This is a genomic window from Streptomyces humidus (assembly GCF_014649655.1).
In the GTDB taxonomy this organism is placed as follows: domain Bacteria; phylum Actinomycetota; class Actinomycetes; order Streptomycetales; family Streptomycetaceae; genus Streptomyces; species Streptomyces humidus.
Map to the genome: position 1 here is coordinate 136,936 of NZ_BMTL01000022.1, position 25,760 is coordinate 162,695.

General features: G+C 72.9%; 29 protein-coding genes, 2 tRNA genes and 1 pseudogene. 13 read left to right on the top strand and 19 right to left on the bottom strand.

What is annotated here, in order from left to right; translation table 11 throughout:
* The 4 genes from IE239_RS25155 to IE239_RS25170 form a co-directional block, all read right to left on the bottom strand.
* A complete protein-coding gene (locus IE239_RS25155; protein ID WP_190151650.1) occupies window positions 1-1,179 on the bottom strand; it encodes an acyl-CoA dehydrogenase family protein in 1,179 nt (392 codons plus the stop codon).
* A 137-nt stretch (window positions 1,180-1,316) separates the two neighbouring features.
* On the bottom strand, window positions 1,317-1,889 hold the full coding sequence (locus tag IE239_RS25160) for a TetR/AcrR family transcriptional regulator (RefSeq protein WP_190151651.1): 573 nt from the start codon (window positions 1,887-1,889) through the stop codon (window positions 1,317-1,319).
* A 225-nt stretch (window positions 1,890-2,114) separates the two neighbouring features.
* Complete coding sequence (locus IE239_RS25165) at window positions 2,115-3,056, bottom strand: hypothetical protein (RefSeq protein ID WP_229878297.1); 942 nt, start codon at window positions 3,054-3,056, stop codon at window positions 2,115-2,117.
* A gap of 457 nt (window positions 3,057-3,513) precedes the next feature.
* Window positions 3,514-3,587: transfer RNA gene (locus IE239_RS25170), tRNA-Pro, on the bottom strand.
* A gap of 100 nt (window positions 3,588-3,687) precedes the next feature.
* Between IE239_RS25170 and IE239_RS25175 the strand changes: the two genes are divergently transcribed.
* Window positions 3,688-4,218, top strand: a complete 531-nt coding sequence (locus tag IE239_RS25175) for a DUF309 domain-containing protein (RefSeq protein ID WP_190151652.1) — start codon at window positions 3,688-3,690, stop codon at window positions 4,216-4,218.
* 42 nt (window positions 4,219-4,260) lie between these two features.
* Window positions 4,261-5,034 carry a precorrin-6A synthase (deacetylating) gene (gene cobF / locus IE239_RS25180; protein WP_190151653.1) on the top strand — a complete coding sequence of 258 codons (774 nt, stop codon included), beginning with the start codon at window positions 4,261-4,263 and terminating at the stop codon, window positions 5,032-5,034.
* A gap of 45 nt (window positions 5,035-5,079) precedes the next feature.
* Here cobF and IE239_RS25185 read toward each other — a convergent pair whose 3' ends face one another.
* Window positions 5,080-5,853 carry a sulfite exporter TauE/SafE family protein gene (locus tag IE239_RS25185; RefSeq protein ID WP_190151654.1) on the bottom strand — a complete coding sequence of 258 codons (774 nt, stop codon included), beginning with the start codon at window positions 5,851-5,853 and terminating at the stop codon, window positions 5,080-5,082.
* Between the two features lie 209 nt (window positions 5,854-6,062).
* On the opposite strand from IE239_RS25185, the gene IE239_RS25190 reads away from it, so the two are divergent.
* From IE239_RS25190 to IE239_RS25205, 4 genes are read left to right on the top strand one after another with little or no spacing between them, the layout of a single operon-like run.
* Complete coding sequence (locus IE239_RS25190; protein ID WP_190151655.1) at window positions 6,063-6,881, top strand: alpha/beta hydrolase; 819 nt, start codon at window positions 6,063-6,065, stop codon at window positions 6,879-6,881.
* 56 nt (window positions 6,882-6,937) lie between these two features.
* The gene (locus tag IE239_RS25195) at window positions 6,938-7,195 is read left to right on the top strand and encodes a WhiB family transcriptional regulator (protein ID WP_190151656.1); all 258 of its coding nucleotides are present in this window, start codon (window positions 6,938-6,940) and stop codon (window positions 7,193-7,195) included.
* The gene (locus IE239_RS25200) at window positions 7,192-7,674 is read left to right on the top strand and encodes a Dps family protein (protein ID WP_190151657.1); all 483 of its coding nucleotides are present in this window, start codon (window positions 7,192-7,194) and stop codon (window positions 7,672-7,674) included. Before IE239_RS25195 ends, IE239_RS25200 begins: the two co-directional genes overlap by 4 nt.
* A gap of 31 nt (window positions 7,675-7,705) precedes the next feature.
* Window positions 7,706-8,047 carry a DUF3140 domain-containing protein gene (locus IE239_RS25205; protein ID WP_190151658.1) on the top strand — a complete coding sequence of 114 codons (342 nt, stop codon included), beginning with the start codon at window positions 7,706-7,708 and terminating at the stop codon, window positions 8,045-8,047.
* 41 nt (window positions 8,048-8,088) lie between these two features.
* On the opposite strand, the gene IE239_RS25210 is transcribed toward IE239_RS25205, so the two are convergent.
* Together IE239_RS25210 and IE239_RS25215 are read right to left on the bottom strand one after the other, a co-directional pair.
* Window positions 8,089-9,345, bottom strand: a complete 1,257-nt coding sequence (locus IE239_RS25210) for an amidohydrolase (RefSeq protein WP_190151659.1) — start codon at window positions 9,343-9,345, stop codon at window positions 8,089-8,091.
* A gap of 135 nt (window positions 9,346-9,480) precedes the next feature.
* Window positions 9,481-10,350 carry a Cof-type HAD-IIB family hydrolase gene (locus IE239_RS25215; protein WP_190151660.1) on the bottom strand — a complete coding sequence of 290 codons (870 nt, stop codon included), beginning with the start codon at window positions 10,348-10,350 and terminating at the stop codon, window positions 9,481-9,483.
* 122 nt (window positions 10,351-10,472) lie between these two features.
* On the opposite strand from IE239_RS25215, the gene IE239_RS25220 reads away from it, so the two are divergent.
* From IE239_RS25220 to murJ, 6 genes are all read left to right on the top strand, one after another.
* On the top strand, window positions 10,473-11,264 hold the full coding sequence (locus IE239_RS25220) for an SAM-dependent methyltransferase (protein ID WP_190151661.1): 792 nt from the start codon (window positions 10,473-10,475) through the stop codon (window positions 11,262-11,264).
* 78 nt (window positions 11,265-11,342) lie between these two features.
* Window positions 11,343-12,746, top strand: coding sequence for a type I glutamate--ammonia ligase (locus tag IE239_RS25225; RefSeq protein WP_190151662.1), 1,404 nt, complete (start codon window positions 11,343-11,345; stop codon window positions 12,744-12,746).
* A 1-nt stretch (window position 12,747) separates the two neighbouring features.
* Window positions 12,748-13,884, top strand: a complete 1,137-nt coding sequence (locus IE239_RS25230) for an amidohydrolase family protein (protein WP_190151663.1) — start codon at window positions 12,748-12,750, stop codon at window positions 13,882-13,884.
* Window positions 13,885-13,899: 15 nt separating this feature from the next.
* Entirely contained in the window at window positions 13,900-14,439 is a 540-nt protein-coding gene (locus IE239_RS25235; protein ID WP_190151664.1) for an NUDIX hydrolase family protein, read from the top strand.
* Between the two features lie 55 nt (window positions 14,440-14,494).
* Window positions 14,495-14,956, top strand: a complete 462-nt coding sequence (locus tag IE239_RS25240) for a (2Fe-2S) ferredoxin domain-containing protein (RefSeq protein WP_229878298.1) — start codon at window positions 14,495-14,497, stop codon at window positions 14,954-14,956.
* A gap of 96 nt (window positions 14,957-15,052) precedes the next feature.
* A complete protein-coding gene (gene murJ, locus IE239_RS25245) occupies window positions 15,053-16,696 on the top strand; it encodes a murein biosynthesis integral membrane protein MurJ (RefSeq protein WP_190151665.1) in 1,644 nt (547 codons plus the stop codon).
* 103 nt (window positions 16,697-16,799) lie between these two features.
* Here murJ and IE239_RS43310 read toward each other — a convergent pair.
* The 8 genes and pseudogenes from IE239_RS43310 to tdh form a co-directional block, all read right to left on the bottom strand.
* Window positions 16,800-16,982 (bottom strand): annotated as a pseudogene (locus tag IE239_RS43310) (hypothetical protein); the annotation flags it as partial.
* Window positions 16,983-17,003: 21 nt separating this feature from the next.
* Window positions 17,004-17,585: a DUF6529 family protein gene (locus tag IE239_RS25255; RefSeq protein WP_190151711.1), complete on the bottom strand. Its 582-nt coding sequence runs from the start codon at window positions 17,583-17,585 to the stop codon at window positions 17,004-17,006.
* A gap of 34 nt (window positions 17,586-17,619) precedes the next feature.
* On the bottom strand, window positions 17,620-17,979 hold the full coding sequence (locus IE239_RS25260) for a COG4315 family predicted lipoprotein (RefSeq protein WP_229878299.1): 360 nt from the start codon (window positions 17,977-17,979) through the stop codon (window positions 17,620-17,622).
* Window positions 17,980-18,555: 576 nt separating this feature from the next.
* Window positions 18,556-18,629: transfer RNA gene (locus IE239_RS25265), tRNA-Pro, on the bottom strand.
* A gap of 111 nt (window positions 18,630-18,740) precedes the next feature.
* Window positions 18,741-19,100 carry an MmcQ/YjbR family DNA-binding protein gene (locus tag IE239_RS25270; RefSeq protein WP_190151666.1) on the bottom strand — a complete coding sequence of 120 codons (360 nt, stop codon included), beginning with the start codon at window positions 19,098-19,100 and terminating at the stop codon, window positions 18,741-18,743.
* A gap of 346 nt (window positions 19,101-19,446) precedes the next feature.
* Window positions 19,447-20,349 (bottom strand): LysR family transcriptional regulator, encoded by a 903-nt coding sequence (locus tag IE239_RS25275; RefSeq protein ID WP_190151667.1) that lies wholly within the window; start codon window positions 20,347-20,349, stop codon window positions 19,447-19,449.
* Between the two features lie 47 nt (window positions 20,350-20,396).
* Entirely contained in the window at window positions 20,397-21,608 is a 1,212-nt protein-coding gene (locus IE239_RS25280; protein ID WP_190151668.1) for a glycine C-acetyltransferase, read from the bottom strand.
* An 81-nt stretch (window positions 21,609-21,689) separates the two neighbouring features.
* Window positions 21,690-22,718 (bottom strand): L-threonine 3-dehydrogenase, encoded by a 1,029-nt coding sequence (tdh, locus tag IE239_RS25285; RefSeq protein WP_190151669.1) that lies wholly within the window; start codon window positions 22,716-22,718, stop codon window positions 21,690-21,692.
* A gap of 290 nt (window positions 22,719-23,008) precedes the next feature.
* On the opposite strand from tdh, the gene IE239_RS25290 reads away from it, so the two are divergent.
* Window positions 23,009-23,611 carry a GPP34 family phosphoprotein gene (locus IE239_RS25290; RefSeq protein ID WP_190151670.1) on the top strand — a complete coding sequence of 201 codons (603 nt, stop codon included), beginning with the start codon at window positions 23,009-23,011 and terminating at the stop codon, window positions 23,609-23,611.
* 42 nt (window positions 23,612-23,653) lie between these two features.
* Here the strand turns inward: IE239_RS25290 and IE239_RS25295 are convergent, their stop codons facing one another.
* The 4 genes from IE239_RS25295 to IE239_RS25310 all read right to left on the bottom strand — a co-directional run bounded on the left by IE239_RS25295 (window position 23,654) and on the right by IE239_RS25310 (window position 25,736).
* Window positions 23,654-24,220, bottom strand: a complete 567-nt coding sequence (locus IE239_RS25295) for a GAF domain-containing protein (protein WP_190151671.1) — start codon at window positions 24,218-24,220, stop codon at window positions 23,654-23,656.
* Window positions 24,221-24,284: 64 nt separating this feature from the next.
* On the bottom strand, window positions 24,285-24,953 hold the full coding sequence (locus IE239_RS25300) for a GTP-binding protein (protein ID WP_190151672.1): 669 nt from the start codon (window positions 24,951-24,953) through the stop codon (window positions 24,285-24,287).
* Window positions 24,931-25,302 (bottom strand): DUF742 domain-containing protein, encoded by a 372-nt coding sequence (locus tag IE239_RS25305; RefSeq protein ID WP_190151673.1) that lies wholly within the window; start codon window positions 25,300-25,302, stop codon window positions 24,931-24,933. Before IE239_RS25305 ends, IE239_RS25300 begins: the two co-directional genes overlap by 23 nt.
* 2 nt (window positions 25,303-25,304) lie before the next feature.
* Window positions 25,305-25,736, bottom strand: coding sequence for a roadblock/LC7 domain-containing protein (locus IE239_RS25310; protein ID WP_190151674.1), 432 nt, complete (start codon window positions 25,734-25,736; stop codon window positions 25,305-25,307).
* Window positions 25,737-25,760: the final 24 nt, after the last annotated feature.

Below are 25,760 nucleotides of genomic sequence, written 5' to 3' on the forward strand. Positions count from 1 at the left end.
TCACTCCTTGCCGAGGACGGTGAGCACACCGCCCTCGTCGCGGTCCAGCGCACGGGAGATGATCATGCGCTGGATCTGGTTGGTTCCTTCGAAGATCTGCATGACCTTGGCCTCGCGCATGTAACGCTCCACCGGGAAGTCACGGGTGTACCCGTACCCCCCGAGGACCTGCACGGCGTCCGTGGTCACCTTCATGGCGTTGTCCGTGGCCACGAGTTTGGCGATGGACGCCTCCCGTGTGAAGGGCACGCCGATGTCCTTCAGGCGGGCGGCGGACAGCGCGGCGGCCCGCGCCGTCTCGATCGCGGCGCTCATGTCGGCGAGCACGAACGCCAGGCCCTGGTGCTCGATGATCGGCTTGCCGAAGGTCTCCCGCTCGCGGGCGTAGCGCACCGCGTGGTCCAGGGCCCCCTGGGCGAGCCCGGTGGCGACGGCCGAGATGCCGAGCCGGCCGCAGTCGAGGGAGGCGAGCGCGATCTTCAGTCCCTGCCCCTCCTCGCCGATCCGGCGCTCCACGGGCACCCGGACGTCGTCGAGACGCATGGTCGCGGTCGCCGAGCCCGTCAGGCCCATCTTCCGCTCCGGCGGGTCGGCGCTCAGCCCGGGGGCGTCCGCCGGGACCAGGAAACAGGAGATGCCGTGGGTGCGGTCCTCGGACGTACGCGCCATCACCGTGTAGAAGTCGGCGTAACCGCCGTGGGTGGTCCAGGCCTTGGAGCCGTTCAGGACATAGGAGTCGCCGTCGCGCACCGCGCGGGTGAGCATCGCCGCAGGGTCGGAGCCGGCGTGCGGCTCGGACAGGCAGTACGCGCCCAGGAGGTCACCGCCGAGCATCTCCGGCAGCCACCTGCGCCGCTGCTCGTCGGTGCCGAAGCGGGCCAGCGGGAAGCAGGACAGCGCGTGCACGGAGATGCCCACGGCGACGCTCGACCAGACGGCGGCGACCTCCTCCAGCACCTGGAGGTACACCTCGTAGGGCTGGTCCGCGCCGCCGAACTCCTCGGCGAAGGGCAGCCCGAGCAGGCCGCTGCGCCCGAGGGTGCGGAAGACGTCCCGGGGAAAGGCCCCGTCCGCCTCCGCGTCGGCGACCCGGGGCGCGAGTTCCTTGGCGGCGAGCGTGCGCGTGAGCTGGATGAGCTCGACGGCTTCCTCGGTCGGCAGGGCGCGAGTGGCAGGCATGGTGACCTCCACGTAGAAGTGCTGACAGTACCGTGAATGATACTGGCGTGTGTACGAACGTATCATCAACAGTACGCCACGAGGGTGCTCCGCGGCACCCCGCGCAGGAGGGAATGCGCCGGTCGGACGCGCGGGAGTCAGGAGGAGACGGCGTGCACGATCAGCGAGGCGAGCTGCTCGTACGCCTCCGCGTCGGTGAGCCCGGTGCGCGCCTTGAGCTCGCCCTGCTGGATCTGGCGCATGGTCGCGGCGGCGACCTCTCCGACGAACGCGGCGTGCACCTCGCGGAAGGCGCCGTCGGAGACGCCCTCGGCGATCAGCCGGCGCACCCGCTCCGCGGCCATCCGCGTGTTGGCCTCGTACACCTCGCGGGCGGGCGGGAAGTCCGCTACGTCCTGGAGGAACCGGCGCGAGAGCGGGCGCAGCTGTTCGGCGACGGCGCTCAGGTACACGCGGACCCGGTCCGAGGGGTCCACGGTCTGCCCCACCCGCTTCTCGACCGCCTCGGTCGCTCCGCGGAAGTAGTGCTTGACGGCCTCCACCACCAGCCCCTGCTTGCTGCGGGCCAGCTGGTAGAGGGTCGTCTTGGAGCAGCGCAGCCGCTCGGCGAGGTCGTCCAGGGTGAAGTCCGAGAACCCCTCCTCCGTGAGCAGCGCGACAAGTCGTTCCAGCAGCTCGGACTGTCGCGCGGTGCGACGGGGGGACGGCATGATCTCAGCCTAGCCTCCCCGGTTACCGCCCGGTCACCCCCGGACCCCGGTGCGCGGCGTCCGCCGGGAGCGCTGTTTCCCGGTCGGCTCGGGGCGGCCCCGGCCGGCTCCTCTCCGGTCGCGCCGCCGACGGTCGGCACGGGTGGTTCCGAGCGCGGCCCCCCGCGACGGGCCGCGACGGGCAGGCGCTCGGCGGGGGGGGGCGGAGAGAGGGCGTCCGCCGATTCAGTCGTCGCGTCCGGTGTTCTCTCTCGGCAGCAACCTCTGGCGAGCCCAGAGGCTCAGCAGCGCCGCTCCGCCGACCAGCAGCGGCACCGGGTCCCGGGCAGGCGGAGCCAGCACGTATTCCAGCGTCGTGGCCGTGCAGACCGTCAGGGGAACGAACGCCGCCGCTCCCTCCATCCCCGATCGCCTCGACGGCTGAACGGCGCCCAGGGCACTGGCCCCGCCGGGCACCCAGGGGCCGACGGCGACGACCAGCAGTCCCGCGGTGGCGCAGGTGTCGACCAGCCGGCAGAACATCACCTGGGGACCGTGCGGGCCGACCGCCCACAGGCGCAGGGTGTCGCCGACCAGCATGAGGGACAGTCCGGCGATCCCGACCCACAGGGTGGCTCTCTGGTCGCTCCGTACAAGACGGCGCAGGGAGAACAGGAAACTGAGGAACACGACTTCCGCGGCCCACAGGACGCCCACCAGTCCCGGCCCCAGCCGCCAGCCGTCCCCGGCCCCCCGCAGCAGTACCCATCCCGCCATGAACACGGCACCGGCGGTGACGATCCCGTCGAGCACCCGCCGCAGCAGCACATGGCGGCCCGTGCCGGCATCGGCGGCGACCACCAGCCCGGCGAGCCCCAGGCCGACCGTCAGCGTGACTCCGGTGACCACCACCGAGCCCAGCAACGACCGTGTGTCCCGTCCCGAAACCGGCGGCTGAGCCGGCAGCACGGTGACCGCTGCCCGGTACACGCCTCCGACGACCGCGGAACCCCCCAACAACAGCAGACGTGTCCGCACCCGTCCCGTCGTTCCCCTCGCGCGGAGCATCAGGGAGGCCGCCAGCCCCCAGCAACCGGCGGACGGCCCGAAAGCCGCCATCCGCACCGCGTCGCCTCCGGCGGCCCACGGCCCGCCGAACGTCAGCGCTGCTCCCACGAGACATGCCACGCCCGCCGCTCCCCAGGTCCGCGCCCACGTCCGTGCCCGGATCCGCGCCCAGGTCCGGTGGCAGCGTCCCGTCCGGACCATGAGCGCGTCCGGCGACGACTCCCCCAGCCCTGACATCTGGTACGCCTTCCGACCGGTCCCCGGCCCGCAAGGCCTCATCCGCGGCCCCCGGATCCACGCAGAACCGTAAAAGACCTGACACCGAACCGAACGGAATCACCGGTTCATTCACCCGTACTGCGTAAGAAACCCGTACTGCGCAAGGAAGGAGGGAGCGCCGGCCCTCCGCGGACGTCGGGCCAGGGGAGGCCGGCCCGGGCGGAAGATGTGCTGGTGAGCAGGCTCCCGAACATGTCGCCGCACCTCTGGGTGCGTCGGCCCCGGCCGGTGCCCGAACATGGCGAAGGGCCGTTTCAGATCTCCTCTGAAACGGCCCTTCACCTGCGACTTCGAAAAGTCGGGACGACAGGATTTGAACCTGCGACCCCTTGACCCCCAGTCAAGTGCGCTACCAAGCTGCGCCACGTCCCGGTGCGCTTTCCACGGTGTTCGCCGTGTGATCGCGCGAACAGCACTTTACCCCACGCCGGGCGCTGCGCCGAAAGCGGCCCGGGCACGGGACAATCGTCGTATGGACCGTCGGGGCAGCACAGGAGACACGGGCGGCGGCCGGAGCGCCGCCGCACGGGACCGGGACGCCGAGGGGCGGGCGCGCAACGCCCGGCCGCGGGACGGGCTCGGACGGCCCCTGCCGTACGGCGTGGACGGGGTGGAGCGGCAGCCCGAGGGCGTCGTGCGCACCCCGCAGGACACGGTCGCCGAGGCGCAGGCACTGCTGGACGCCGGAAAGCCGTTCCACGCGCACGAGGTCTTCGAGGACGCCTGGAAGTCGCGCCCCGACGGCGAGCGCGCCCTGTGGCGCGGACTCGCCCAGCTCGCGGTGGGCCTCACGCACACGGCCCGGGGCAACCTCGCGGGCGGGGCGCGACTGCTGCGGCGCGGCGCGGCGGCCGTCGCGGAGTGGGCCGCGGGCGCGGGCGAGGACCGTCCGTACGGGATGGATCTCGCCGGGCTGGCGCGCTGGGCGCGGGAGCTGGCGGAGTCGGTGGAGCGCACCGGCGCGGCCGTGGACGCGAGGGCCGTGGCGCCGCGACTGCGCTGACCCGGCGCCGTCGCTGTCGGTGGGGTACGGCAGACTCGTCGCGTGCGAAGCATTCATGTCATCGGTATCGGCGCCGGCGATCCCGACCAGCTGACCCTCCAGGCGGTGCGCGCGCTGCGCGACACGGACGTGTTCTTCGTCCTGGACAAGGGCGAGGTCAAGAGCGATCTGACGCGGCTGCGCCACGACATGCTGGACACGCACCTGCCCGAGGGCGGCTGGCGGGTGGTCGAAGCGCGGGACCCGGAGCGCGACCGCCGGGCCGGGGGCGCGGCCTACTCCCCCGCCGTCGGCGACTGGCGCGGCGCGCGCGCCGACATCTACGAGCGGCTGATCGCCGAGGAGCTCGGCGAGGACGAGCGCGGCGCGTTCCTCGTGTGGGGCGACCCCGCGCTCTACGACAGCACGCTGGGCATCCTCCAGGAGGTCCTCGCCCGCGGCTCGGTGGCCTTCGAGTACGACGTCGTCCCCGGGATCAGCAGTGTCTCGGCGCTCGTCGCCCGGCATCGCACGAACCTGAACCGGGTCGCGCGGCCCGTGCAGATCACGACCGGCCGGCGGCTCGCCGAAGGCTTTCCCGAGGGGGTCGACGACGTCGTGGTGATGCTCGACGCCCACCAGACCTTCCGGCAGTACGCCGAGGACGACATCGACATCTACTGGGGTGCGTACATAGGCACCCCGGACGAGATCCTCGTCTCGGGGCCGGTCGCCGAGGCGGGGCCCCGCATCGAGCGGCTGCGCGCCGAGGCCCGTGAGCGCAAGGGCTGGATCATGGACACCTATCTGCTGCGCCGCAACCCGGACCGGGAGTAGCGGGGCCGCGTCCTCCGGGGTGGCGCAGCCGCGTCGTCGCGCTCCTCAGCGCAGAAGCAGTTGCAGGGCGCCCACCACCGTCGCCGCGATCACCAGCTGCTCGAACAGCCGCTGGTCGATGCGGTGCACCGCCCACTTGCCCAGCAGGGCGCCGGGGACGACGAACGCGACGAGTGCCAGGTCCAGGAGCAGCGAGCGGCCGTCGATCAGGCCGAGGCCCGCGCTGAACGGGACCTTGGCGACGTTGACGATCAGGAAGAAGAAGGCGGAGGTGCCGAGGAAGCCGAGTTTGCGGAAGCCGGCCGAGAGCAGGTACAGCGACATCACGGGACCGCCGGCGTTGGCGACCATCGTGGTGAAGCCGCCGAGGACTCCGTAGGAGCGGGCCTTGATCCGGCCGGACCGGGTGGCCACGGCGCCGGGTTCGTCCGTCGCGTCGCCCGTGCGGCGCCGCCACACCGTGACGCCCGCCATCAGCAGCAGGATCGCGCCGATGGACGTGCGCACCACCCCGTCGTCGGCCCACACCAGGAACAGCGTGCCGAGGACCACGCCGGCCGCGACCGCCGGGAACAGCCGCCACAGCGTGGGCCAGTGGGCGTGCCGCCGGTAGGTGAGGACGGCCAGGACGTCGCCCGCGATCAGGATCGGCAGCAGAACGCCCGTGGAGGCCTTGGCGGGCAGGACCGCCGCGAAGATCGCCAGACTGACCGTGTTGGCGCCGCTGACGGCCGTCTTGGAGAAGCCGACCAGCAGGGCCGCGAGGGCGAGCGCGGCGAACCCCCAGCCGGTGATGTGCCACAACGTCATCATGTTCATGCAGAGGTCGATGCTACGCACGTCCGGCCGCCGCCCCCAGGCCGTCTCGCCTGGTGAGCGCCCCGGGCCCACCCGGCTCGTGCGTCCGGTCCATTTCTCGACCGCCCGCGCGGACTCCCTGGTCAGCGCTGCTGGTCTTCGACTGTGGACCACGGTCCGACCCCCTGGGAAGATCCTCGAAGACTTCGCCGACTCAGCTGGAGGAGCGGATGCCCCGACACGTCCTCACCGGGACCCGCGGCGCGATCGCCGTGCTGGAGCGGTCCGGCCCGCGCCCCCGGTACCTGGCCCTGCTGGTGCACGGCTACGGCGAGCACGGCGGCCGCTACGCCGAACTCGCCGGCGTCCTCGAGGGGCACGGCGCGGCCGTGTTCGCGCCCGACCACGTGGGGCACGGCAGGTCGGAGGGCGAGCGCGTGGTCATCGAGGACTTCGAGGACGTCGTCGACGACGTGCACAGCGCGGCCGGTCTGGCGCGCTCCGTCCATCCCGGGCTCCCGGGCCGTCCCGGTCTCCCCCTGGTCGTGATCGGGCACTCGATGGGCGGTCTGATCGCGGCCCGGTACGCCCAGCGCCACGGCGGCCGGCTCGCCGCACTCGTGCTCTCCGGCCCGGTGATCGGGGACTGGGCGCTGCCCGGCCGGCTGCTCGCCCACGAGGAGATCCCGGACGTCCCCGTCAGCCCTGCCGCCCTCTCCCGCGACCCGGCGGTCGGCGCGGCCTACGCGGCGGATCCGCTGGTCTGGCACGGGCCGATGAAGCGGCCGACGCTGGAGGCCTTCGAGCGGACCCTGACGAGGGTGGCCGAGGAGGGGGACGTCGGCCGGCTGCCCGTGCTGTGGCTGCACGGCGACGACGACCGGCTGGTCCCGCCGGCCGGCAGCCGTGTCGGCGTGGAGCGGCTGACCGCGGGCACGCACACCGAGCGGATCTACCCGGGCGCCCGGCACGAGGTCTTCCACGAGACGAACAGGGCCGAGGTGTTCGCGGACGTGACGCGGTTCCTGGACCGTGTCGTCCCGTCCTGAGGCGGAACGGGCGAACCCCCTGTTTGCAGCGGTTCACCCGGGGCACCCGCGCCCTCATGGAGTGGTTGCGCGCTGCCGCCTGTGTGGGCGAGGACCCCGAGCTGTTCTTCCCCGTGGGCACGGCCGGGCCAGCGCTGCGGGAGGCCGCCGAGGCCAAACGCGTGTGCGCCCGGTGTCCGGTCAGCACCGCATGTCTGTCCTACGCCCTGGGCACCCCACAGATCTCGGGGGTGTGGGGCGGCACCGGCGAGGACGAACGCGCGGAACTGCTCCGTGTCGCCGGACAGGACGCGAAGAGGAGGAGTCCCGTATGACCGTCGTGAAGAGCCCGCTGCCCGAACCCGCCCGCCAGGTCACCTTCGACGCGTTGCAGAACACCCTCGTGGACCTTCTGGGCCTCTCCCTGATCGGGAAGCAGGCGCACTGGAACATCGTGGGCCCGCGCTTCCGCTCGATCCACCTCCAGCTGGACGAGGTCGTCACCACGGCCCGTACCTTCGCCGACACGGTCGCCGAGCGCGCCGCGGCGCTGGGACTGCCGCCGGACGGCCGCCCGGAGACGATCGCCTCGGCCTTCACCCTGCCCTCCCCCAAGGACGGCTGGCTGCGCGACGAGGACGTCGTCACGGTGATCGCGCAGACGCTGGGGGCGGCCATCGCCCGGCTGCGCGAGCGCATCACGGCGACCGACGAGGCCGACCCGGTCACCCAGGACCTGCTGATCGCCGTCACCGCCGAGCTGGAGAAGCAGCGCTGGATGTTCGAGGCGGAGAACTGGCCGCACGAGAAGTGACCCGCCGGACCCAGCGGGAGAGAGGCCTGCCATGACCGACGCCCTGGAACTGGACGCGCTGTGGGAGGACTTCCACCGCGCCGTGAACATGACCTCGCAGGAGCTGGCCGCCTGGCTGCGGGTCCGCGACGCCGACGAGAACGCGGACCCGCTGCCCGATCGGGCGGGCGTCGCGACCGGACAGCACGTCCTCGCGATCCTGCAGAAACGGCGCACCGACCTGACCGAGGACGACGTCCAGGTCATGTACCGGGTCGTGGACACCGTCGCCGGGCAGGCGGACGCGGAGAACGAGCCCGAGGCGCCCGAGGCGGAGGAGACGCGCCGGCGTCACCGTCTGATGACGATCGGCCACGACCCGCTCAGGCCGTAGCCGGCCGCCCCGGGCCCGGAACCGGGCGACGGGCGCCTGCCTCAGTCGGCGAGCCGGGACAGCGCCGCCGACACGAGTGTGCGCACGCCCGGCGCCAGCACCGAGAGGTCCGGCGCGAACAACGGGCTGTGGTTGCCCGGCACCGCGGCCACCTTCTCCTTCAGTTCCTCTCCCCGCGCCGTCTCCCAGACCGTCTCCGGGGTCGAGGTGACGTACCAGTAGTCGTACGGCACGCCCTGCGGGGCGAGGAGGGAGAAGTCCTCGCTGCCCACCGCCTGCCCGAAGTCGAACACCGTTCCCGGCCCGAAGAGTTCACGGTGCACGGCGGCGATCTCACCGTCCAGGGAAGGGTCGTTGACGGTGTTCGGGCAGCCGGCCACCACGGTCACGTCCGGGGGGAGCGGGCAGCCGGCGGCGGCGCACTCCGCCTCCACCACCCGCCGGATCGCGGCGAGGACGCGCTCGCGCACCCGGACGTCCTGGGTGCGCACGTTCAGCCCGAGCCGCGCCTCGGCGGGGATGATGTTGGACGTGGTGCCGGCGTGGAACCGGCCCACCGTGAGCACCACGGCCTCGTTCGCCGCGACCTCGCGCGAGACGACGGTCTGCAGCCGGGTCACGACGTACGCGGCCGTCACGACCGGGTCGACGGTCGACTCGGGCCGCGAGCCGTGCCCGCCCACGCCGTGCACGACCACGTCGACGTCGTCCGAGGCGGTCAGGGTCAGGCCGGGGGTGTGGGGATAGAAACCGGCGAGGCCCGGCGCCACGTGCTGGCCGAACAGGACGTCGGGACGGGGAAACCGCTCGTGGATTCCGTCCGCGACCATGGCCGCCGCGCCGCCCCCCGCCTCCTCCGCGGGCTGGCCGACCACGACGAGCGTCCCGGACCACGTCTCGCGGGCGGCGGCGAGCGCCTCGGCGGCGGCCGCCAGCCAGGTCACGTGCAGATCGTGGCCGCAGGCGTGCATCACCCCGTCGACCTCCGAGGCGTAGGGCAGTCCGGTCGCCTCGGGCACCGGCAGCGCGTCCATGTCGCCGCGCAGCCACACCACCGGCCCCTCGCCGTTCACCAGGACCCCGACCACGCCGGTCCGCGCCACGCCGTCGGTCACCTCGTACCCGGCCGCACGCAGCCGCCCGGCGAGCTTCGCGGCGGTGCGGTGCTCCCGGAAGGAGAGCTCCGGCCAGCGGTGCAGATCCTGGTAGAAGTCCGCCAGGCGACCGGGCGGTCCACCGGCATCGAGCCCCGAGGTGATCTCCCGGGTCAGCCGGGCGACGACGGCCGCTTCGCGCATGGCGCTCCCTCTCCCGCACCGGCCGGGGCCGCGTTCCGCTTCCCCGGTCCTCCACTGCCCGAAGCCTAGGCCCGACGGCCGGGAGCGGGGCGGGGTCTCTCGGCCGTTCGGCCGGGACAGGGGGTGCGAGCAGGGTCAGATCCCGGCCACCGGCAGGCCCAGCAGGCGCACGACGGTGCGCAGCACGCCGTTGTCGTTGTTGGACGGGGCCAGGTGACGGGCCCGGCGGACGACCTCCGGGTGGGCGCCCGTCATCGCGAAGGACCACTCGGCGGCGTCCAGCATCTCCAGGTCGTTGAGGTAGTCGCCGAAGACCATGGTCTGCGCGGGGGTGATGCCCAGCTCCCGCTGGAGCCGGCGCAGGGCCGCGCCCTTGTGGGCGGTGCGGTTCATGACGTCGACCCAGTGCTCGCCGGAGACCACGACCTGGTGGGTGTCCGCGAAGGGCGCGAGCGCCGGGGCGGTGCCCTCCTCGGCGGAGCCGAAGTCGAACAGGGCGACCTTGACGATCTCGTCGTCGACGGCTGCGGCGTCCTCGACGACCCGGTGACGGACGTAGTACCTGGCGACCTCGGCCAGGAAGGGCTCGTCGGACCGTTCGACGTACGCCGACCGCTTGCCGCAGACGACGACGCCCATGTCGACGCCGTCGGCCGTGAGCCGCCGCGCCGTCGCCACCACCCGCGCGACCACGTCCGGGTCCAGCGGGTCGGAGCTCAGCTCCTCGCCGTCGCGCACCACGTAGGCGCCGTTCTCGGCGATGAACACCATGCCGTCGGCGACGTCGGCGAACTCCCGGGCGAGGGACGCGTACTGGCGTCCGCTCGCCGGGCTGAACAGCACCCCGCGCTCGCGCAGCCGCTCCAGCACCTCCCACAGCCCAGCCGGGACGCGCTTGTCGTCGTCGAGCAGGGTGCCGTCCATGTCGGTGACGACCAGGCGTATGTCGACGGCGTCGGCCGACGGCTCGGGGGCGGTCGGACCGGGGACGTGGGTGTAGGGCATGTCGTGCTTCCTGTACGGGATCAGCGGTTTTTCACCCTACCGGGGACAGCGGTGATCATCCGGCGGCACAATGACGGCCAGGGGCCCGCGACACGGGCCGGGACGTGGGAAGGGGCGGTCACGTGAGCGGGCCGGCACGGCTGGACACCAGCGTGGCGCACAACGCGCGGGTGTGGAACTACTGGATCGGCGGCAAGGACAACTACGAGGTCGACCGCGGTGTCGGCGAGCACGTCGCCGGGATGTTCCCGCTCATCCGGGAGGTCGCCCGCGCGGACCGCTGGTTCCTGGGGCAGGCGGTCCGCCACCTCGCCGGGGAGCGCGGGGTGCGGCAGTTCCTCGACATCGGCACCGGGCTGCCGACGGCCGACAACACCCACGAGATCGCGCAGCGTGTCGCACCCGACGCCCGGGTCGTCTACGTCGACAACGACCCCATCGTCCTGGCGCACGCACGCACCCTGCTGACCGGCACCGCCGAGGGCGTCACCGACTACATCGACGCCGATGTGCACGATCCGGCCGCGATCCTCGAACGGGCTTCGGGCACCCTGGACTTCACCCGCCCGGTCGCGGTGATGATGCTGGGCATCCTGAACTTCGTCCTGGACGTGGAGGCGGCGCGGGACATCGTCCGCCGGGTCATGGCCGACGTCCCCTCCGGGAGCTTCCTGGTCCTCACGCACCCCACCCACGACAGCGAGGTGGGCGGCGAGGGCCAGATCCCGGCGATGAAGTTCTGGAACGAGAACGCCAAGCCCCCGATCACCGCCCGCAGCGGCGCGGAGATCGCCGCGTTCTTCGACGGCCTGGAGCTGCTGGAACCGGGCCTGGTGTCGTGCTCGCGCTGGCGCGGGGAGGCCGACTTGCTCGCGGTGGTGCCGCAGTACGGAGCGGTGGCCGTGAAACCCTGACGTACGTCCGGTACGCGCTCCCGCCCGCCCGGCCCGCCGGGTGCGCGGGGCACCTCGTCGCACCGCTGTGGAGGACGTATGACCACTCTTGCCGATCCCGTCCCGGGCGGACGTCCCGGAGACGTCGAGCGGGCGGACGCGCTGTCCGGGGAGCTGACCGGGAGAGGCGTGCACGGAGTCGTCCTGGCCTACGTCGACACCGCGGGCATCGGCAGAGTGAAGACGGTCCCCACGACCGCCCTGGCCTCGGCGACGGCCTGGGGCGTCGGCATGTCGCCGGTGTTCGACACGTTCCTCGCGAACGACGCCGCCGTCGCCACGGACGTGCTGGGCTCCCCGGACGGCGACCTGCGCCTCTACCCCGACCTGGAACGGCTGGTGGTGCTGGCCGGGCAGCCGGGCTGGGCCTGGGCGCCGGTCGACCGCGTCACGCAGGAGGGCGGACGCCACCCCGGGTGCTCCCGCACCTTCCTGCGGCACGTCGTCGCGGACGCGGCCCGCGAGCACGGTCTGCGCTTCAAGGCGGCTTTCGAGATCGAGTGGGCGGTCGGCCTGGACTCCGCGCCCGACGGGGAGTTCGTCCCGGCGGCCACGGGCCCGGCGTACGGCGCGATCCGGCAGGTCGAGCTGAGTGAGTACACCGCCGAAGTGCTGGCCGCGTGCGCGGCGCAGGGCGTAGACGTCGACCAGATCCATCCCGAGTACGCGCCCGGCCAGTTCGAGATCTCGGTAGGGGCCCTCGACCCGGTGGCGGCGGCCGACCGCAGTGTGCTCGTCCGCCAGACGATCCGCGCGGTGGCCCGGCGGCACGGCCTGCGGGTCTCCTTCTCCCCCGCGGTCCTCGCGCAGGGTGTCGGCAACGGCGGACACGTCCATCTGTCCGCCTGGCGCGAGGGCGTGAACCTGCACACGGGCGGCGAACGGCGGCACGGGATGACCGCCGAAGCGGAGGCCTTCGCGGCGGGCGTCCTGGCCCGGCTGCCGGCGCTCACCGCGGTGACCGCGCCCAGCCCGGCCAGCTATCTGCGCCTCAAGCCCTCCCAGTGGGCGGGGGTGTTCACCGCCTGGGGCCTGGAGACCCGTGAGTGCGCGCTGCGCCTGGTGCGGGGCACCGCCGGACGGCGCGCGAAGCAGGCGAACCTCGAGGTCAAGCCGGTCGATCTGGCCGCCAACCCCTACCTCGCGCTCGGCAGCCTGATCGCCGCGGGCCTGGCCGGGCTGACCTCGGGCGCCGTCCTGCCCGAGGAGACGCGAGGGGATCCGGTGCGGCTGGACGCCGAGGAGGCCGCCGCCCGGGGCGTGCGGCGGCTGCCGGCTTCGCTCGCCGAGGCCGTCGCCGCCTTCCGCGGGGACGAGGTGCTGCGGGCCGCGCTCGGCCCGGTCCTCGCCGACGCGGTGACCGCCGTGCGCCAGGGCGAGATCGACGCCGTCGACGGCCTCGACGACGAGCGGGTGGCGGCGGCCTACCGCTGGAAGTACTGACATGCCCCGCGGAGCGGTCCACGAGGCGCTGGCCGGGCTGGAGCTCGTGGACCACCACTGCCACGGCGTCGTCGTCGACCCCCTGGACCGGCCCGGGTTCGAGGCCCTGCTCACCGAGGGCGACCGCTGGCCCGGCATGTCGACCTTCGACACCCCGGTGGGCGTGGCCGTGCGCCGGCACTGCGCGCCGCTGCTCGACCTGGAGCGGCACGCCCCCGCCGACGTCTATCTCGCACGACGCGCCGAGCTGGGGCCCCGCGAGGTGAACCGGCGCTTCCTCACGGCCGCCCGCACCGGCGTGTTCTGCGTCGACACCGGGTTCGCGCAGCACCGCGTCACCACCGTGGCGGAGCTGGCCGCGGGCGGGGGCGCGGCGGTCGGCCACGAGATCGTCCGGCTGGAGGCGGTCGCCGAGGCCGTCGCCGCCCGGGGCGTCGACGCGGACGGCTACGCCGACGCGTTCCGGGCGGCGGCGCTGGACGCGGTACGGCGGCCGGGGGTGGTCGCGGTGAAGTCGGTGGCCGCGTACCGCACGGGCTTCGAGCTCGACCCGGCCAGGCCCGCGGAGGCGGAGGTCACCCGGGCCGCGCGGCGCTGGCTGGCCCGCGGCGGACGGCTGGACGAGCCGGTGCTGGTGCGGCACCTGCTGTGGACGGCCGTCGACCTGGGCCTGCCGCTCCAGCTGCACACCGGCTTCGGCGACCACGACATCCGCCTGCACCGGGTGGACCCCACGCATCTCACGGACTGGCTGCACCTCACCGCGGGCACGATCCCGGTGCTGTTCCTGCACTGCTGGCCCTACCAGCGGCAGGCGGGTTTCCTGGCCGCGGTGTTCGAGCAGGTGTATCTGGACGTGGGGCTCACCCTGCACCACGTGGGTCCCGTGCGAGCGCGGGCGGTCCTGGAGGAGGCGCTGGAGATCACACCGTTCCGCAAACTGCTGTACAGCTCCGACGCCTACGGTCTGGCCGAGTTCTACGGCCTCGGCGCGCTGGCGTTCCGCAGGGGACTGGGCGAGCTGCTCCAGGACCGGGTGGACGCCGACGAGCTGAGCCTGCCCGACGCGCTGCGCCTGGCCCGCTGGGCCGCAGCCGACAACGCCCGCCGGGTCTACCGGCTTCCCGACGGACACTGAAAGTATGATCAAGCAATGTCTGACTTGACCGAAACCACTCCGGGTTGGCTGAGCGCCGACGAGCTCGAGATGGCGCGCGCCCGTATGCCGATCCTGTACGTCGAGGCCGTGCCCGTGCGCGTCGACGACAGCGGCGAAGTCACCAGCGTCGGCCTGCTGTTGCGGATGGGGCCGGACGGCAACGTCAGCCGGACCCTGGTCTCCGGCCGGGTCCTGCACCACGAGCGGGTCCGGGACGCCCTGTTGCGTCACCTGGAGAAGGACCTCGGCCCGGTGGCCCTGCCCCGCGTGCCGACCTCGCTCCAGCCGTTCACGGTGGCCGAGTACTTCCCCACGCAGGGCGTCACGCCGTACCACGACCCCCGGCAGCACGCGGTGTCGCTGGCCTACATCGTGCCGGTGACCGGCGACTGCCGGCCCCGGCAGGACGCGCTGGACCTGGTGTGGTTCAGCCCGCAGGAGGCGGCGTCACTGACGGTGCAGAGCGAGATGCCCGGCGGCCACGGGTTCCTGCTGCGCCAGGCCCTGGCCCATGTGGGCCTCTCGGCCTCCTGAACGGCATGGCTGGACCTCGTGGCTGAACGGCAGGCGGACGACGTGGCCGACCGGCATGGCTGACCGGCCGACCGGCCGGGGGGCCGAACGCGTCGCGGTTCCGTCGCAGCGCGCGGCCGGCGGGCGGACGGCGATCGGCGCGGCCGCCCGCCGGCCCTGCACCGTGGTCGTGTGCCGGGGCTGCTGCTGCGGCGTCGCCCGCAAGCACCCCGGCTTCGACCACGCCTGGCAGCTGGAGCGGCTGCGCGCGGCGGCGTCGGACGGCGGCTTCGAGGTCCGTACGACGGACTGTCTCGGACCCTGCGACCGGGCGAACGTGGTGGTCGTGCAGCCCTCCGCCGACGGACGCCGGGCCGGCGGCCGGGCCACCTGGGTGGGCTTCGCCATGGACGACGACTGCACCCAGGAGATCCTGGCCTGGGCGGCCGCCGGCGGTCCGGGCCTCGCGGCCCCGCCGGCCACGTTGGAACTGCAGTTCATCAGCCCGCCACGAGGAGGCCGCGTCCGCCGCCGGTGACGGCCCGCGCCTGCCCGGTCCCTCCCTGCCCCGCCCAACCGGCTTACCGAGCAAGGGAGTTCGGAGATTCCGATCACGATGGCGTAGGTTGACCGGATGGGGGCGACGACACAACCGCAGATCGAGGAACGCACGGCGCGCAAGGGCGGGGCGGCCCGTTCCTCCGCGCTGATGGCGCTGGGCACGGTCGCCTCGCGGGCGACCGGGCTGATCCGTCAGGTACTCCAGGCCGCCGCCCTGGGCACCGGCCTGCTGGCCACCACGTACAACACGGCCAACACGGTGCCGACCAGCATCTACATCCTGCTGATCGGCGGGGCCCTCAACGCCGTGCTGGTACCGCAGTTGGTGCGGGCCAGGGCCACGCACCCCGACGGCGGCCGGGCGTACGAGCAGCGGCTCGTCACCCTCGTCGTGTCCGTCCTCGCCGTGGGGACCGCGCTGGCCGTGTGGGCGGCCCCGCTGATCATCTCGCTGTACATCCGCGACACCCCGCAGACCCACGAGGCGTACCGGCTCACCGTGGTCTTCGCCCGCTTCCTCCTCCCGCAGATCTTCTTCTACGGCCTGTTCAACATCTACGGCCAGGTCCTCAACGCCCGTGAGCGGTTCGGCGCGATGATGTGGACCCCCGTCCTCAACAACGTCGTCCTGCTGGGCATGTTCGGCGCCTATCTCGCTCTGATGACCGTGCCGGAGCGGGTGGAGGACATCACCGCCGCCCAGGTCAGGCTGCTGGGCGTCGGCACGACGGCCGGGATCGCGGTGCAGGCCCTCGCGCTGGTCCCGTTCGCGCGGGCCGCCGGTTTCCGGCTCCGGCCGCGGTTCGACTGGCGCGGCTCCGGCCTGGGTTCGGGCGTCCACGCCGCCAAGTGGACCCTGCTGCTGGTGCTGACGAACCTCGTATCGCTGACGGTGGTCACCAACTACGCCAACGCGGTCGACCAGAAGCTGCCGGACGCCGGAGCGGGCTACACGGCGTACACGTACGCGCAGACCATCTGGATGCTGCCGCAGTCGGTGGTCACCGTCTCCCTGGTGACGGCGCTGCTGCCGCGGATGAGCCGTGCCGTGGCGCAGGGACGGATCGCGGACGTGCGGGCGGACCTGTCGCGCGGGCTGCGGGTGAGCGGCGTCGTCATCGTCCCGGCCGCGTTCCTCTTCCTGGCACTCGGCCCTCGCATCTCCGCCCTGCTCTTCGCGCACGGTGCGGCCGACGCGGCGTCGGCACAGCCGCTCGGGCACATGCTCCAGGTCTTCGGACTCGGACTGATCCCGTTCTCCGCGCAGTACCTCCTGCTGCGCGGCTTCTACGCGTTCGAGGACACCCGCACCCCGTTCTTCCTGGCGGTCTGGATCGCGACGGTGAACATCACCCTGGCCACCGCCTGCCACCTGCTGCTGCCCGACCGCTGGTCGGTGACCGGCATGGCCGGGGCCTACACCGTGTCCTGTCTGGCGGGCCTCGCCCTCACCGCCCGGGTGCTGCGCGGAAGGACCGGGGGCCGGCTGGACGACGGCGCGCTGCGCCGCACCTACACCAAGCTGCTGGCGGCGGCGGGCCTGGCCGCCGCCGCGGGGTGGGCGGCCGACCGGGCCTGCGCGGCCCGGCTCGGCGACGGAACCCTTCCGAACGCCGCCGCCCTCGTCGCCGGCGTCCTCGCCCTCTGCCTGGTCTACGTCGCCGTGGCACGGCTGACCAAGGTGGAAGAGCTGCGCGAGCTGCGCAGGCTGCGCTGATCGACCGGGCCGTGCCCGCCGGTCGGCGCGGCGACGGGCAACGGGCCGAGCGCCCTCGCTGTCCCGCGCCGGATCCTGGGCCGCCGGAGGTCGGGATGAGCCGGGTGGCACGGTCCGCCTGAGACACCCGGCACAGTCCGGCACAGGAGACCACGAGGGCGTCGAGCGGCTTGTCGCCTTCGCCGGCATCGAGGCGGGTGAGTCTGAGTCCGGGGATCAGGTTGCCGCGTACCGGCTGGATGGCGAGGTGGGGGTAGCGGGTGGGGAGTTGGGCGATGCGGCGCGGTGCGCTGGTGCCGGGCGTCGGCTACAGACCAGGAGCGGCGAACCCGTTGAGGGCCCACAGCGCGGCCGAGTACCACAGCACCCCGATGGCGCCGAACAGGATGCCTCCGGCGGCTGGGAGCATCCAGCCCTGCAGTCGGCGGCTTCGTACCACCAGCACCTTGGCGACGATGGCCCCGTACAACACGCAGCCGGCGACCGAGTGCATGAAGACCCGGGTGCTCGTGGTCTCCACGCCGTAGGTGCGGACGCAGTGGAGGGCGATGGGCACAGACAGCAGGAAGGCCGCCCATCCCACCACGCGGTGCACGGTGCGGACGCGGCGGGGCGCGGCAGTGAGGGCGGGGAGCCGCCCGTACATCCAGAGGGCCAGCAGAAGTTGGACGATCGCAAGGCCGAACAGAGCTGAGCCCAGGCGGGCCTTGAGAGTGACCGCGTCGGCGCCCTGAGCGCCGAAGAGACTCGTTGTGTACTGAGGGCTGTGATGCCGGCCGGTCACCCAGATCGCCACCGCCGTAGCCACCGGCAGGGCGACGACGAGCGCGACAGCGACGGCCCGCGATGGAGTGGGCCGACGGTGGGCTCGCCGACCGTTCCTCGACATCACGTCGACAGCCTGTTCATTCGGTCGTCACCGGTCAGCTCCGGTCGACCTTGTTGCCGCCGGCGTCGAGTACGTACCACTCGGCGCCGAACTGGTTGAGAGCCTGGCCGTTCGTGTCGCCCGCCTTGGAGTCTCCCGCGTAAAGGTAGAGCGGGTGCCCGTTGTAGGTGACCTGCGTCTTGCCGTCGGACCGCTTCGACGTGCCCAGCAGTTTGGACTGCGCCGAGCCGCCGGTCGACGGTGACCCTGACGTCAGCAGCGGCGGCCAGGCCGCGGCGCACGCCCCGTTACAGGTCGAAGTCGTCGACTTGTCGGCCTCGAACAGGTACAGGGTGCGGCCCGTCCCGCTGACCAGAATGGTGCCGAGCTTGCCGGACGAGGCAGTCTTCACCATGGCCTGAGCACCGGTCGGCGTGCTGGTCGGGGTGACCTTTGACGGCGTCACTGTCGTCGAGTTCGAGGAACCTCCGCCGCCATTGGAACACCCACTCACGGCAGCAATCGCCACAAACGCGGCCGTGCCCACGACGGCCAGGCGGAAACGCCTCATCACCACTCCACAATGATTGAGGCCCGATGTCTGAGGGGCCGATGAACGCATACTCGCTGATCATGGTTTCTCGGCAGTCCACGGTGCCGATGGCCGCCCCGAGATTCACTGAGATGGCGGTGAGCGGAGCGGGAGTGCGCCTCCGGGCCCACTTTGACCGCGAGAGACAGCGATGGTGAAGGCACGTCGCCGCTTGCCGGACAGCGCTACCTGCACCCCGACGTACACAAGATCACGGCCACCGGGGCGGCGCTCTCCGCACACCTCAGCGTGCTCCGCGCACCTCGCTCGCTGCCGAGCCCGATCGTCGTGACCCGCTGACCCCGGTCAGGGGCACCGGTCCCCGACTGGTCCCCAAGAATGATCAAGGGCCGGTTTCGGATTCCTCCGAAACCGGCCCTGATGTGCGACTGTCTCCAGTCGGGACGACAGGATTTGAACCTGCGACCCCTTGACCCCCAGTCAAGTGCGCTACCAAGCTGCGCCACGTCCCGGTGCCCGCCTGACCTGGGGTTTCCCCTGGCCGAACGTGCAGGGAAACCATACCGCACTCGGGTCGGTGGTCGCGCACCCGTTTCTCCCCTCACCCGGCCGCCGGGACACCGTCATTCGCCGGGGGGACGCCCCAGTTCCGGGTACGCCTCCAGCAGGTGCGGCGGGGCCGCCTGCCGCCAGGAGTCGGCGAGGATGTCCCGCAGTTCGTCCTCGTCCTCCAGGGCGGACAGCCGGGCCCTCACCCAGGCGAACTGGGCCTCGTGGCCGGCGATCCAGAACTTGCCGGGCTCGGCGAGGGCCAGTTCGTCGCGTTCCTCCTTGGGGCAGCGCACGGCCAGGGAGGTCTCCTCCTCCGGCAGGGTGGCGAACATCTTCCCCGCTACCCGGAAGGTGGGCATGCTCCAGGCGGTCTTCTCCGTGGTGTCCGGCAGGGACAGGGCGATACGGCGTACGTCTTCGGCGTCCGGCATGCTCCGCACGGTAGCGGCTGCCACTGACACCCACCCGGCCGCGCAGCCCGTCGGCCGCGCAGCCGGGGATCATGCCCGTCCGGGTCCGGCCGGCGGTGCGGTGGAGGCGTTCGGCGGGGCTGCCCGCCGTCGCGGGCAGGGCGGAGGCCTGGCGCGGCCGCGAACACGCACGCGGGCGTCCCGCTGGACCCTCGACTCGACGCGTTCGGCGCGACGGCGGCTGCCGGGCTTGTCCGGGAAGGACAGGCCCCCGACGCCTGCCCCTGCCCGTCGCCGTCCCGGGCCGCCGGACGGCGAGCCGCCCCGCGGCCGCCTCCGCAAATGAGACGGCAGCGGCGCGCAGGTCTCACACCCGGGCCGCCTCGCGCAGCGCCTCGAGCACCGGCCGGATCAGCGGGTGCCCCTCGGCGCCCCGGCGTACGGCGGCGAAGACGCGCCGGGTCGGCGCCACGCCGTCGACGGGGCGCACCACCACGCCGGTGAGGTCCATGCCGCGCAGCGCCGAACGCGGCACGAGCGCCACGCCCGCGTCCGCCGAGGCCAGGGCGACGACCGCGCGGAAGTCGTCCGAGGAGTGCTCCAGCCGGGGCTGGAAGCCGGCGCTCTCGCAGGCCAGGACGACCACGTCATGGCAGGGGTTGCCGGGGTAGGGGCCGATCCAGCAGTCCTTGGCCAGCTCGGCGAGGGGGACCTCGGGAGCGTCGGCGAGCCGGTGCGTGACGGGCACCACCGCGTCGAAGGGCTCGGCGTAGAGCGGGACGTGCGCGAGGCGCGGGTCGTCGGCGGCCGGGGCGCCGCGGTACTCGACCGCCACGGCGACGTCGACCTGCCGGTCGAGCACCATCGGCAGGCTCGCGTCGCCCTCGGCGTCCTGGACGCGGATCCTGATCCCCGGGGCGGTCCCGGCGAGCCGGGCCACCGCGGGCGCCACGACCAGCGCGATGCCGGTCGCGAAGGCGGCCACCGTGACCGTGCCGGCCGCACCGGAGCTGTAGGCGGCCAGCTCGGCCTCGGCCCGCTCCAGCTGGGCCAGGACGGCGTGGGCGTGCGCGAGCAGGATCTCCCCGGCCGGGGTGAGCCGTACGCCCTTGGCGCCGCGCTCGACGAGCCGGTGGCCGGTCTCCTGCTCCAGGGCCGTCAGCTGCTGGGAGACCGCGGACGGGGTGAGGTACAGCGCGGCGGCAGCCGCCGTCACGGTGCGGTGGTCGGCCACCGCACGCAGGATGTGGAGCCGCCGTGCTTCGATCATGGGACCGATTATCGCAATATGTCCGGGCCGCTCGGACGGCCGCCGGTTCAGACCGCCGCCGGCTCCGTCTCCCCCAGCTCCGCCCGCGCCGCGACGAAGGCGTCCACGGCCCGGTTCACGTCGTCCGTGGAGTGCGCGGCGGACAGCTGGACGCGGATGCGCGCCTGCCCCTGCGGGACCACCGGGTACGAGAACCCGATCACGTACACCCCGCGCTCCAGCAACAGCTCGGCCATCCGGCCCGCCTTCGCCGCGTCGCCGATCATCACGGGGGCGATGGCGTGGTCGCCGGGCAGGACGTCGAAGCCCTCGTCCGTCATCCGGCGGCGGAACAGGGCCGTGTTCTCCCGCAGGCGCACGCGCAGGTCGTCGGCCGACTCCAGCAGGTCGAGGACCTTGAGCGAGGCCGCCGCGATGACCGGGGCGAGGGTGTTGGAGAACAGGTAGGGCCGCGAGCGCTGGCGCAGCAGGGCGACGATCTCCGCGCGGGCGGCGACATAACCGCCGGACGCGCCGCCGAGCGCCTTGCCCAGGGTGCCGGTGATGATGTCGACGCGGTCCATCACGCCGTGCAGCTCGGGCGTGCCCCGGCCGCCGGGGCCGACGAAGCCGACCGCGTGCGAGTCGTCGACCATGACCATCGCGTCGTAGCGCTCGGCGAGGTCGCAGATCTCGGCGAGGGGCGCCACGTAGCCGTCCATGGAGAACACGCCGTCGGTGACGACCAGCCGGCGACGTGCGTCGGACGCGTCCTTCAACTGCCGTTCCAGGTCGGCCAGGTCGCGGTTGGCGTAGCGGAAGCGGCGGGCTTTGGACAGCCGGATGCCGTCGATGATGGAGGCGTGGTTGAGGGCGTCGGAGATGACCGCGTCCTCGGGGCCGAGGAGCGTCTCGAAGACGCCTCCGTTGGCGTCGAAGCAGGAGGAGTACAGGATCGTGTCCTCCTGGCCGAGGAAGGCCGCGAGCCGCGCCTCCAGCTCCTTGTGCACCTCCTGCGTCCCGCAGATGAAGCGCACGGACGCCATGCCGTAGCCCCAGCGGTCGAGGGCCTCGTGCGCGGCGGCGATCACCTCGGGATGGTCGGCGAGGCCGAGGTAGTTGTTGGCGCAGAAGTTGAGGACCTCGCCCGGCCGCCCGCCGGCGGTGACGGCGACGGTGGCCGACTGCGGGCTGCCGATGACGCGCTCGGGCTTGTGCAGCCCGGCGGCGCGGATCTCGTCGAGGGTGGCGCGCAGATCGTCGCGCACGGAGTCGAACATCAGGAGCTCCTAAGACATGCAGGAAACGCAGGAGGTGCGGGAAACGCGGGAGACGCGGTGAGCGCGGAAGACGCGGGTCGCTTACGCGGTCCAGTCGAGGATGACCTTGCCGCCGCGGCCGCTCGCCGCGTCGGCGAAGGCCGCCTCGAAGTCGCGGTGGCCGTACCGGCCGGTGATCACGGGGGCGAGGTCGAGGCCGCCCTCCAGCAGCACCGACATCGCGTACCAGGTCTCGAACATCTCCCGGCCGTAGATGCCCTTGATCGTGATCATCGAGGTGACGATCCGGGACCAGTCGACCGGGAACTCCTCGGCGGGCAGCCCCAGCATCGCGATCCGGCCGCCGTGCGTCATGTTGGCGATCATGTCGCGCATCGCCTCCGGCCTGCCGGACATCTCCAGGCCGATGTCGAAGCCCTCGCGCAGCCCCAGCTCCCGCTGCCCGTCGCCGATGGACGCCTGCGAGACGTTCAGCGCGAGACTCGCGCCGATCTTGCGGGCCAGCTCCAGCCGCTCCTCGCTGACGTCGGTGACCATGACGTTGCGGGCCCCGGCGTGCCGGGCCACGGCGGCGGCCATCAGCCCGATCGGCCCGGCGCCGGTGATCAGGACGTCCTCGCCGACGAGCGGGAAGGACAGCGCGGTGTGCACGGCGTTGCCGAACGGGTCGAAGATCGCCGCCACGTCGAGGTCCACCGGGACCCGGTGCACCCACACGTTGGACGCGGGCAGGGCGACGTACTCCGCGAAGGCGCCGTCGCGCCCGACGCCGAGACCGACGGTGGCCCGGCACAGGTGGCGGCGCCCGGCGAGACAGTTGCGGCACTTGCCGCACACGAGGTGCCCCTCGCCGCTGACCCGGTCCCCCACGGCGATGTCCGAGACGTCCCGGCCGGTGTCGACGACCTCGCCGACGAACTCGTGCCCGAGCACCAGCGGCGTGCTGATCGTCTGCTGCGCCCAGCCGTCCCAGGACCGGATGTGCAGGTCGGTGCCGCAGATGCCGGTGCGCAGCACCTTGATCAGCACGTCGCCGGGGCCGACGGCGGGCTCCGGGACGTCCGCGAGCCACAGCCCGGGTTCCGCCTTCTCCTTGACGAGCGCCTTCAACGCAACGGCTCCTGAGGTGAGGGCCCGGGCGCGAGCAGGCCGAAGGGCCCCCGCATCCGGGAAGAGGTGTGGTTTCGTCGAGCAATCTGCCGCACTCGACCCGGCCGGGTCCATCGAGCTTTTCTTAAGCGCCGCCACAGCTCTGCTTCACACGGGTGGCTTCGCTGCCGGGGCGGGCTTCTCGCACACCACGGTGGGCCGTGTCACCCTTGACCGCAACCCGCACCGGGCCGGCCGGCTGACGGCCTGTCCGCGGCAGCGGCCTCGCACCGACCGATGGGGAGCCCCCGATGACGACAGCACGGGATCTGATGATCGTCGCGTTGGACGTGCCGCCCGTGCGCGATGTCGGGCAGGGGGACCTGTCGCTCGCGCTCGCGGGCGCGGAGGCGGTCGATCTGGTCAGGGCGGGGGCGTTCGTCCTGGACGGCGACCTCATCGTGCCCGGCCCGCCGACGGCGCCGCAGGACCGCCTTCTGGCCGAGGCCGAGGCCTCGTTCGTGCGGACGGAGCCGTACGAGTCGGTCGAGGACTGGCTGTGGCGGCGGGGCCGCGATCTGGCGGCCGCCTACGCCGCGCGGCTGGCGGCGGACGGGCTGGTCGTCCGGCCGCGCGGCCGGCTGCTCGCCCGGTCCGCGCCGGCCGTGCCCGTGGACTCGCCCGCGCGTCGCCGCGCGACCGCGCGCTGGGCGTCGGACGAGCCGGTCCTCGCCACGCTGGCCACGGCCGTCGGTCTGCGCGAGGAGCCGGCCGAGGGGTTTCCGGGGCCGCTGGACGACGCGGTCGTGACGGTGCTGGCGTCGGCCGGCGACGCGCTGGCGGAACTGGAGGCCGTGCGGCAACGACGGTCCATCGAGGACGCGGGCTTCGACAACATGTGGCAGGCCCTCTGACGCGGCCGGGTCCGCCCGCGGTCCGGGCGCGGCCTCCCGCGCTCACAGCGCCTGTTCGCGCTCCCGGCGGTGCAGCTGTCCCGAGAGGTCGGCGGCCGTCGCCTTGATGGTCTCCAGGCCCGCCCTGCCCCAGCGCCGGGGCGCGAGATCGGCGACGCACACGGTGCCCAGCGCCATACCGGTCGAGTCGACGAGCGGGGCGCCGAGGTAGCTGCGGATGCCGTACTCGTCGACGACCGGGTTGCCCGCGAAGCGCGGGTAGTCGGCGACGTCCTCCAGGACCAGCGCTCTGCGCCGCACCACGACGTGCGGGCAGTAGCCGTACTCGCGGGGCAGCCGACGCCCCATCTCGGGCTTGCCTCCCCGGGCGGCCCGACCGCCCTGCGGGGTGTGCAGTCCGGCGAAGAACTGCCGTTCCTCGTCCAGGAAGTTGACCATGGCGTACGGCGCTCCGGTCACCTCGGCGAGACGGTCCGCGAAGGCGTCCAGGGCGGCCTCCGGCCATTCCCCGAGGCCGAGTCCGCGCAGCCGGCGCGCACGGGCGGGAGCCTCCTTGTCCTCCGGCGTGAGCAGCAGACGACCGGCCGGACGGGGCGGGTCGTAGCTCATGGCCGGGCTCCGTCGCTGTGGGCGTGCGTCATTCTGCGGCTCCGGGGGGCGTCGGGTGCGGGCGTCACATGTGGGCGCCGCGGCTCGGCTGGGGTGCGGCCGGCGCATGGGCGATGAGGTGTTTGACGAGGGTGAGCAGGGTCTGGACGCCGGAGGCGGAGATCCGCGCGTCGCAGCGCACGACGGGGACGGAGGGGTCCAGGTCGATGGCGGCGCGCACCTCCTCGGGGTCGTAGCGGTGGGATCCGTCGAACTCGTTGACGGCGACGATGAAGGCGAGCCCGCGCTCCTCGAAGAAGTCGACGGCGGCGAAGCACTCCTCCAGCCGGCGGGTGTCCGCGAGGATGACCGCGCCGAGGGCGCCCTCGGACAGCTCGTCCCACATGAACCAGAAGCGCTCCTGGCCGGGGGTGCCGAACAGGTAGAGCACATGACGGGGGTCGAGGGTGATGCGGCCGAAGTCCATGGCGACGGTCGTCTCGACCTTGTTCTCGATGCCGTCGAGGTTGTCGGTGGCGGCGCTGACGGTGGTGAGCAGCTCCTCCGTGCTGAGGGGCGCGATCTCGCTCACGGCCCCGACGAAGGTCGTCTTGCCCACCCCGAACCCGCCCGCGACCAGGATCTTCAGGGCTGTGGGAAAGGGGTCGGGGCCGGCGTCGTCGGGTCCTCCACGGGCACGGCTGTCGCCGTGCCCGTCATATGTGTCGCGGTCAGAGCTGTCGTCGTAGTCCATCGAGCACTGCCTCCAGTAGGGCCCGGTCGGTGGGGGTGTGGTGGAACTCGGGGGGCTTGGTGGTCAGCGCCCCGCAGTCGAGGAGGTCGGAGAGCAGCACCTTGGTGACCGCCGCCGGCAGCTTCAGGCAGGCCGCGATCTCGGCGACCGACACAGGCGCGCCGCTCAGGTCGAGCGCCTGCGCGTGCTCGGGGCCGAGATAGCCGAGGGGGGTCGCTCCGGTGGCCCTCACCTGTGACATGAGATCCAGGGCGACGCTGGGCCTGGTCCGGCCGTTGCTGACCGTGAACGGGCGCACCAGCCGTCCGGCCGCGTCGTCGAGCCAGGGCCCGTCGCCGGCCGCCGCCACGCTCAAAGTCCCGTCACCGACGGTTCGGCATGCTGCCGGGGCGCGGTCATCAGATACGGCCGGACGCTCTTGACCAGCATCGACATCTCGTACCCGAGCACGGCCGCGTCGGCCTCGCGCCCGGCGAGCACCGCGAGACACGTGCCGGACCCGGCGGTGGTGACGAAGAGCAGCGTCGAGTCGAGCTCGACGACGACCTGCCGTACGTCCCCGCCGTCGCCGAACCGGACGCCGGCGCTGCGGCCGAGGGAGTACAGGCCGGAGGCCAGCGCGGCCATGTGGTCGGCGCTGTCGGGGTCCAGGCCGTGGACCGACTTCACGAGTCCGTCGCAGGAGAGCAGGACCGCGCTCGTGGTGTGCGGTACGCGCTGCACGAGGCCGCTCATCAGCCAGTCGAGATCGGATGCATGGCCTGTCGGCGCATCGCTCGCCATGGTGGATCGACTCCTTGGGGTACG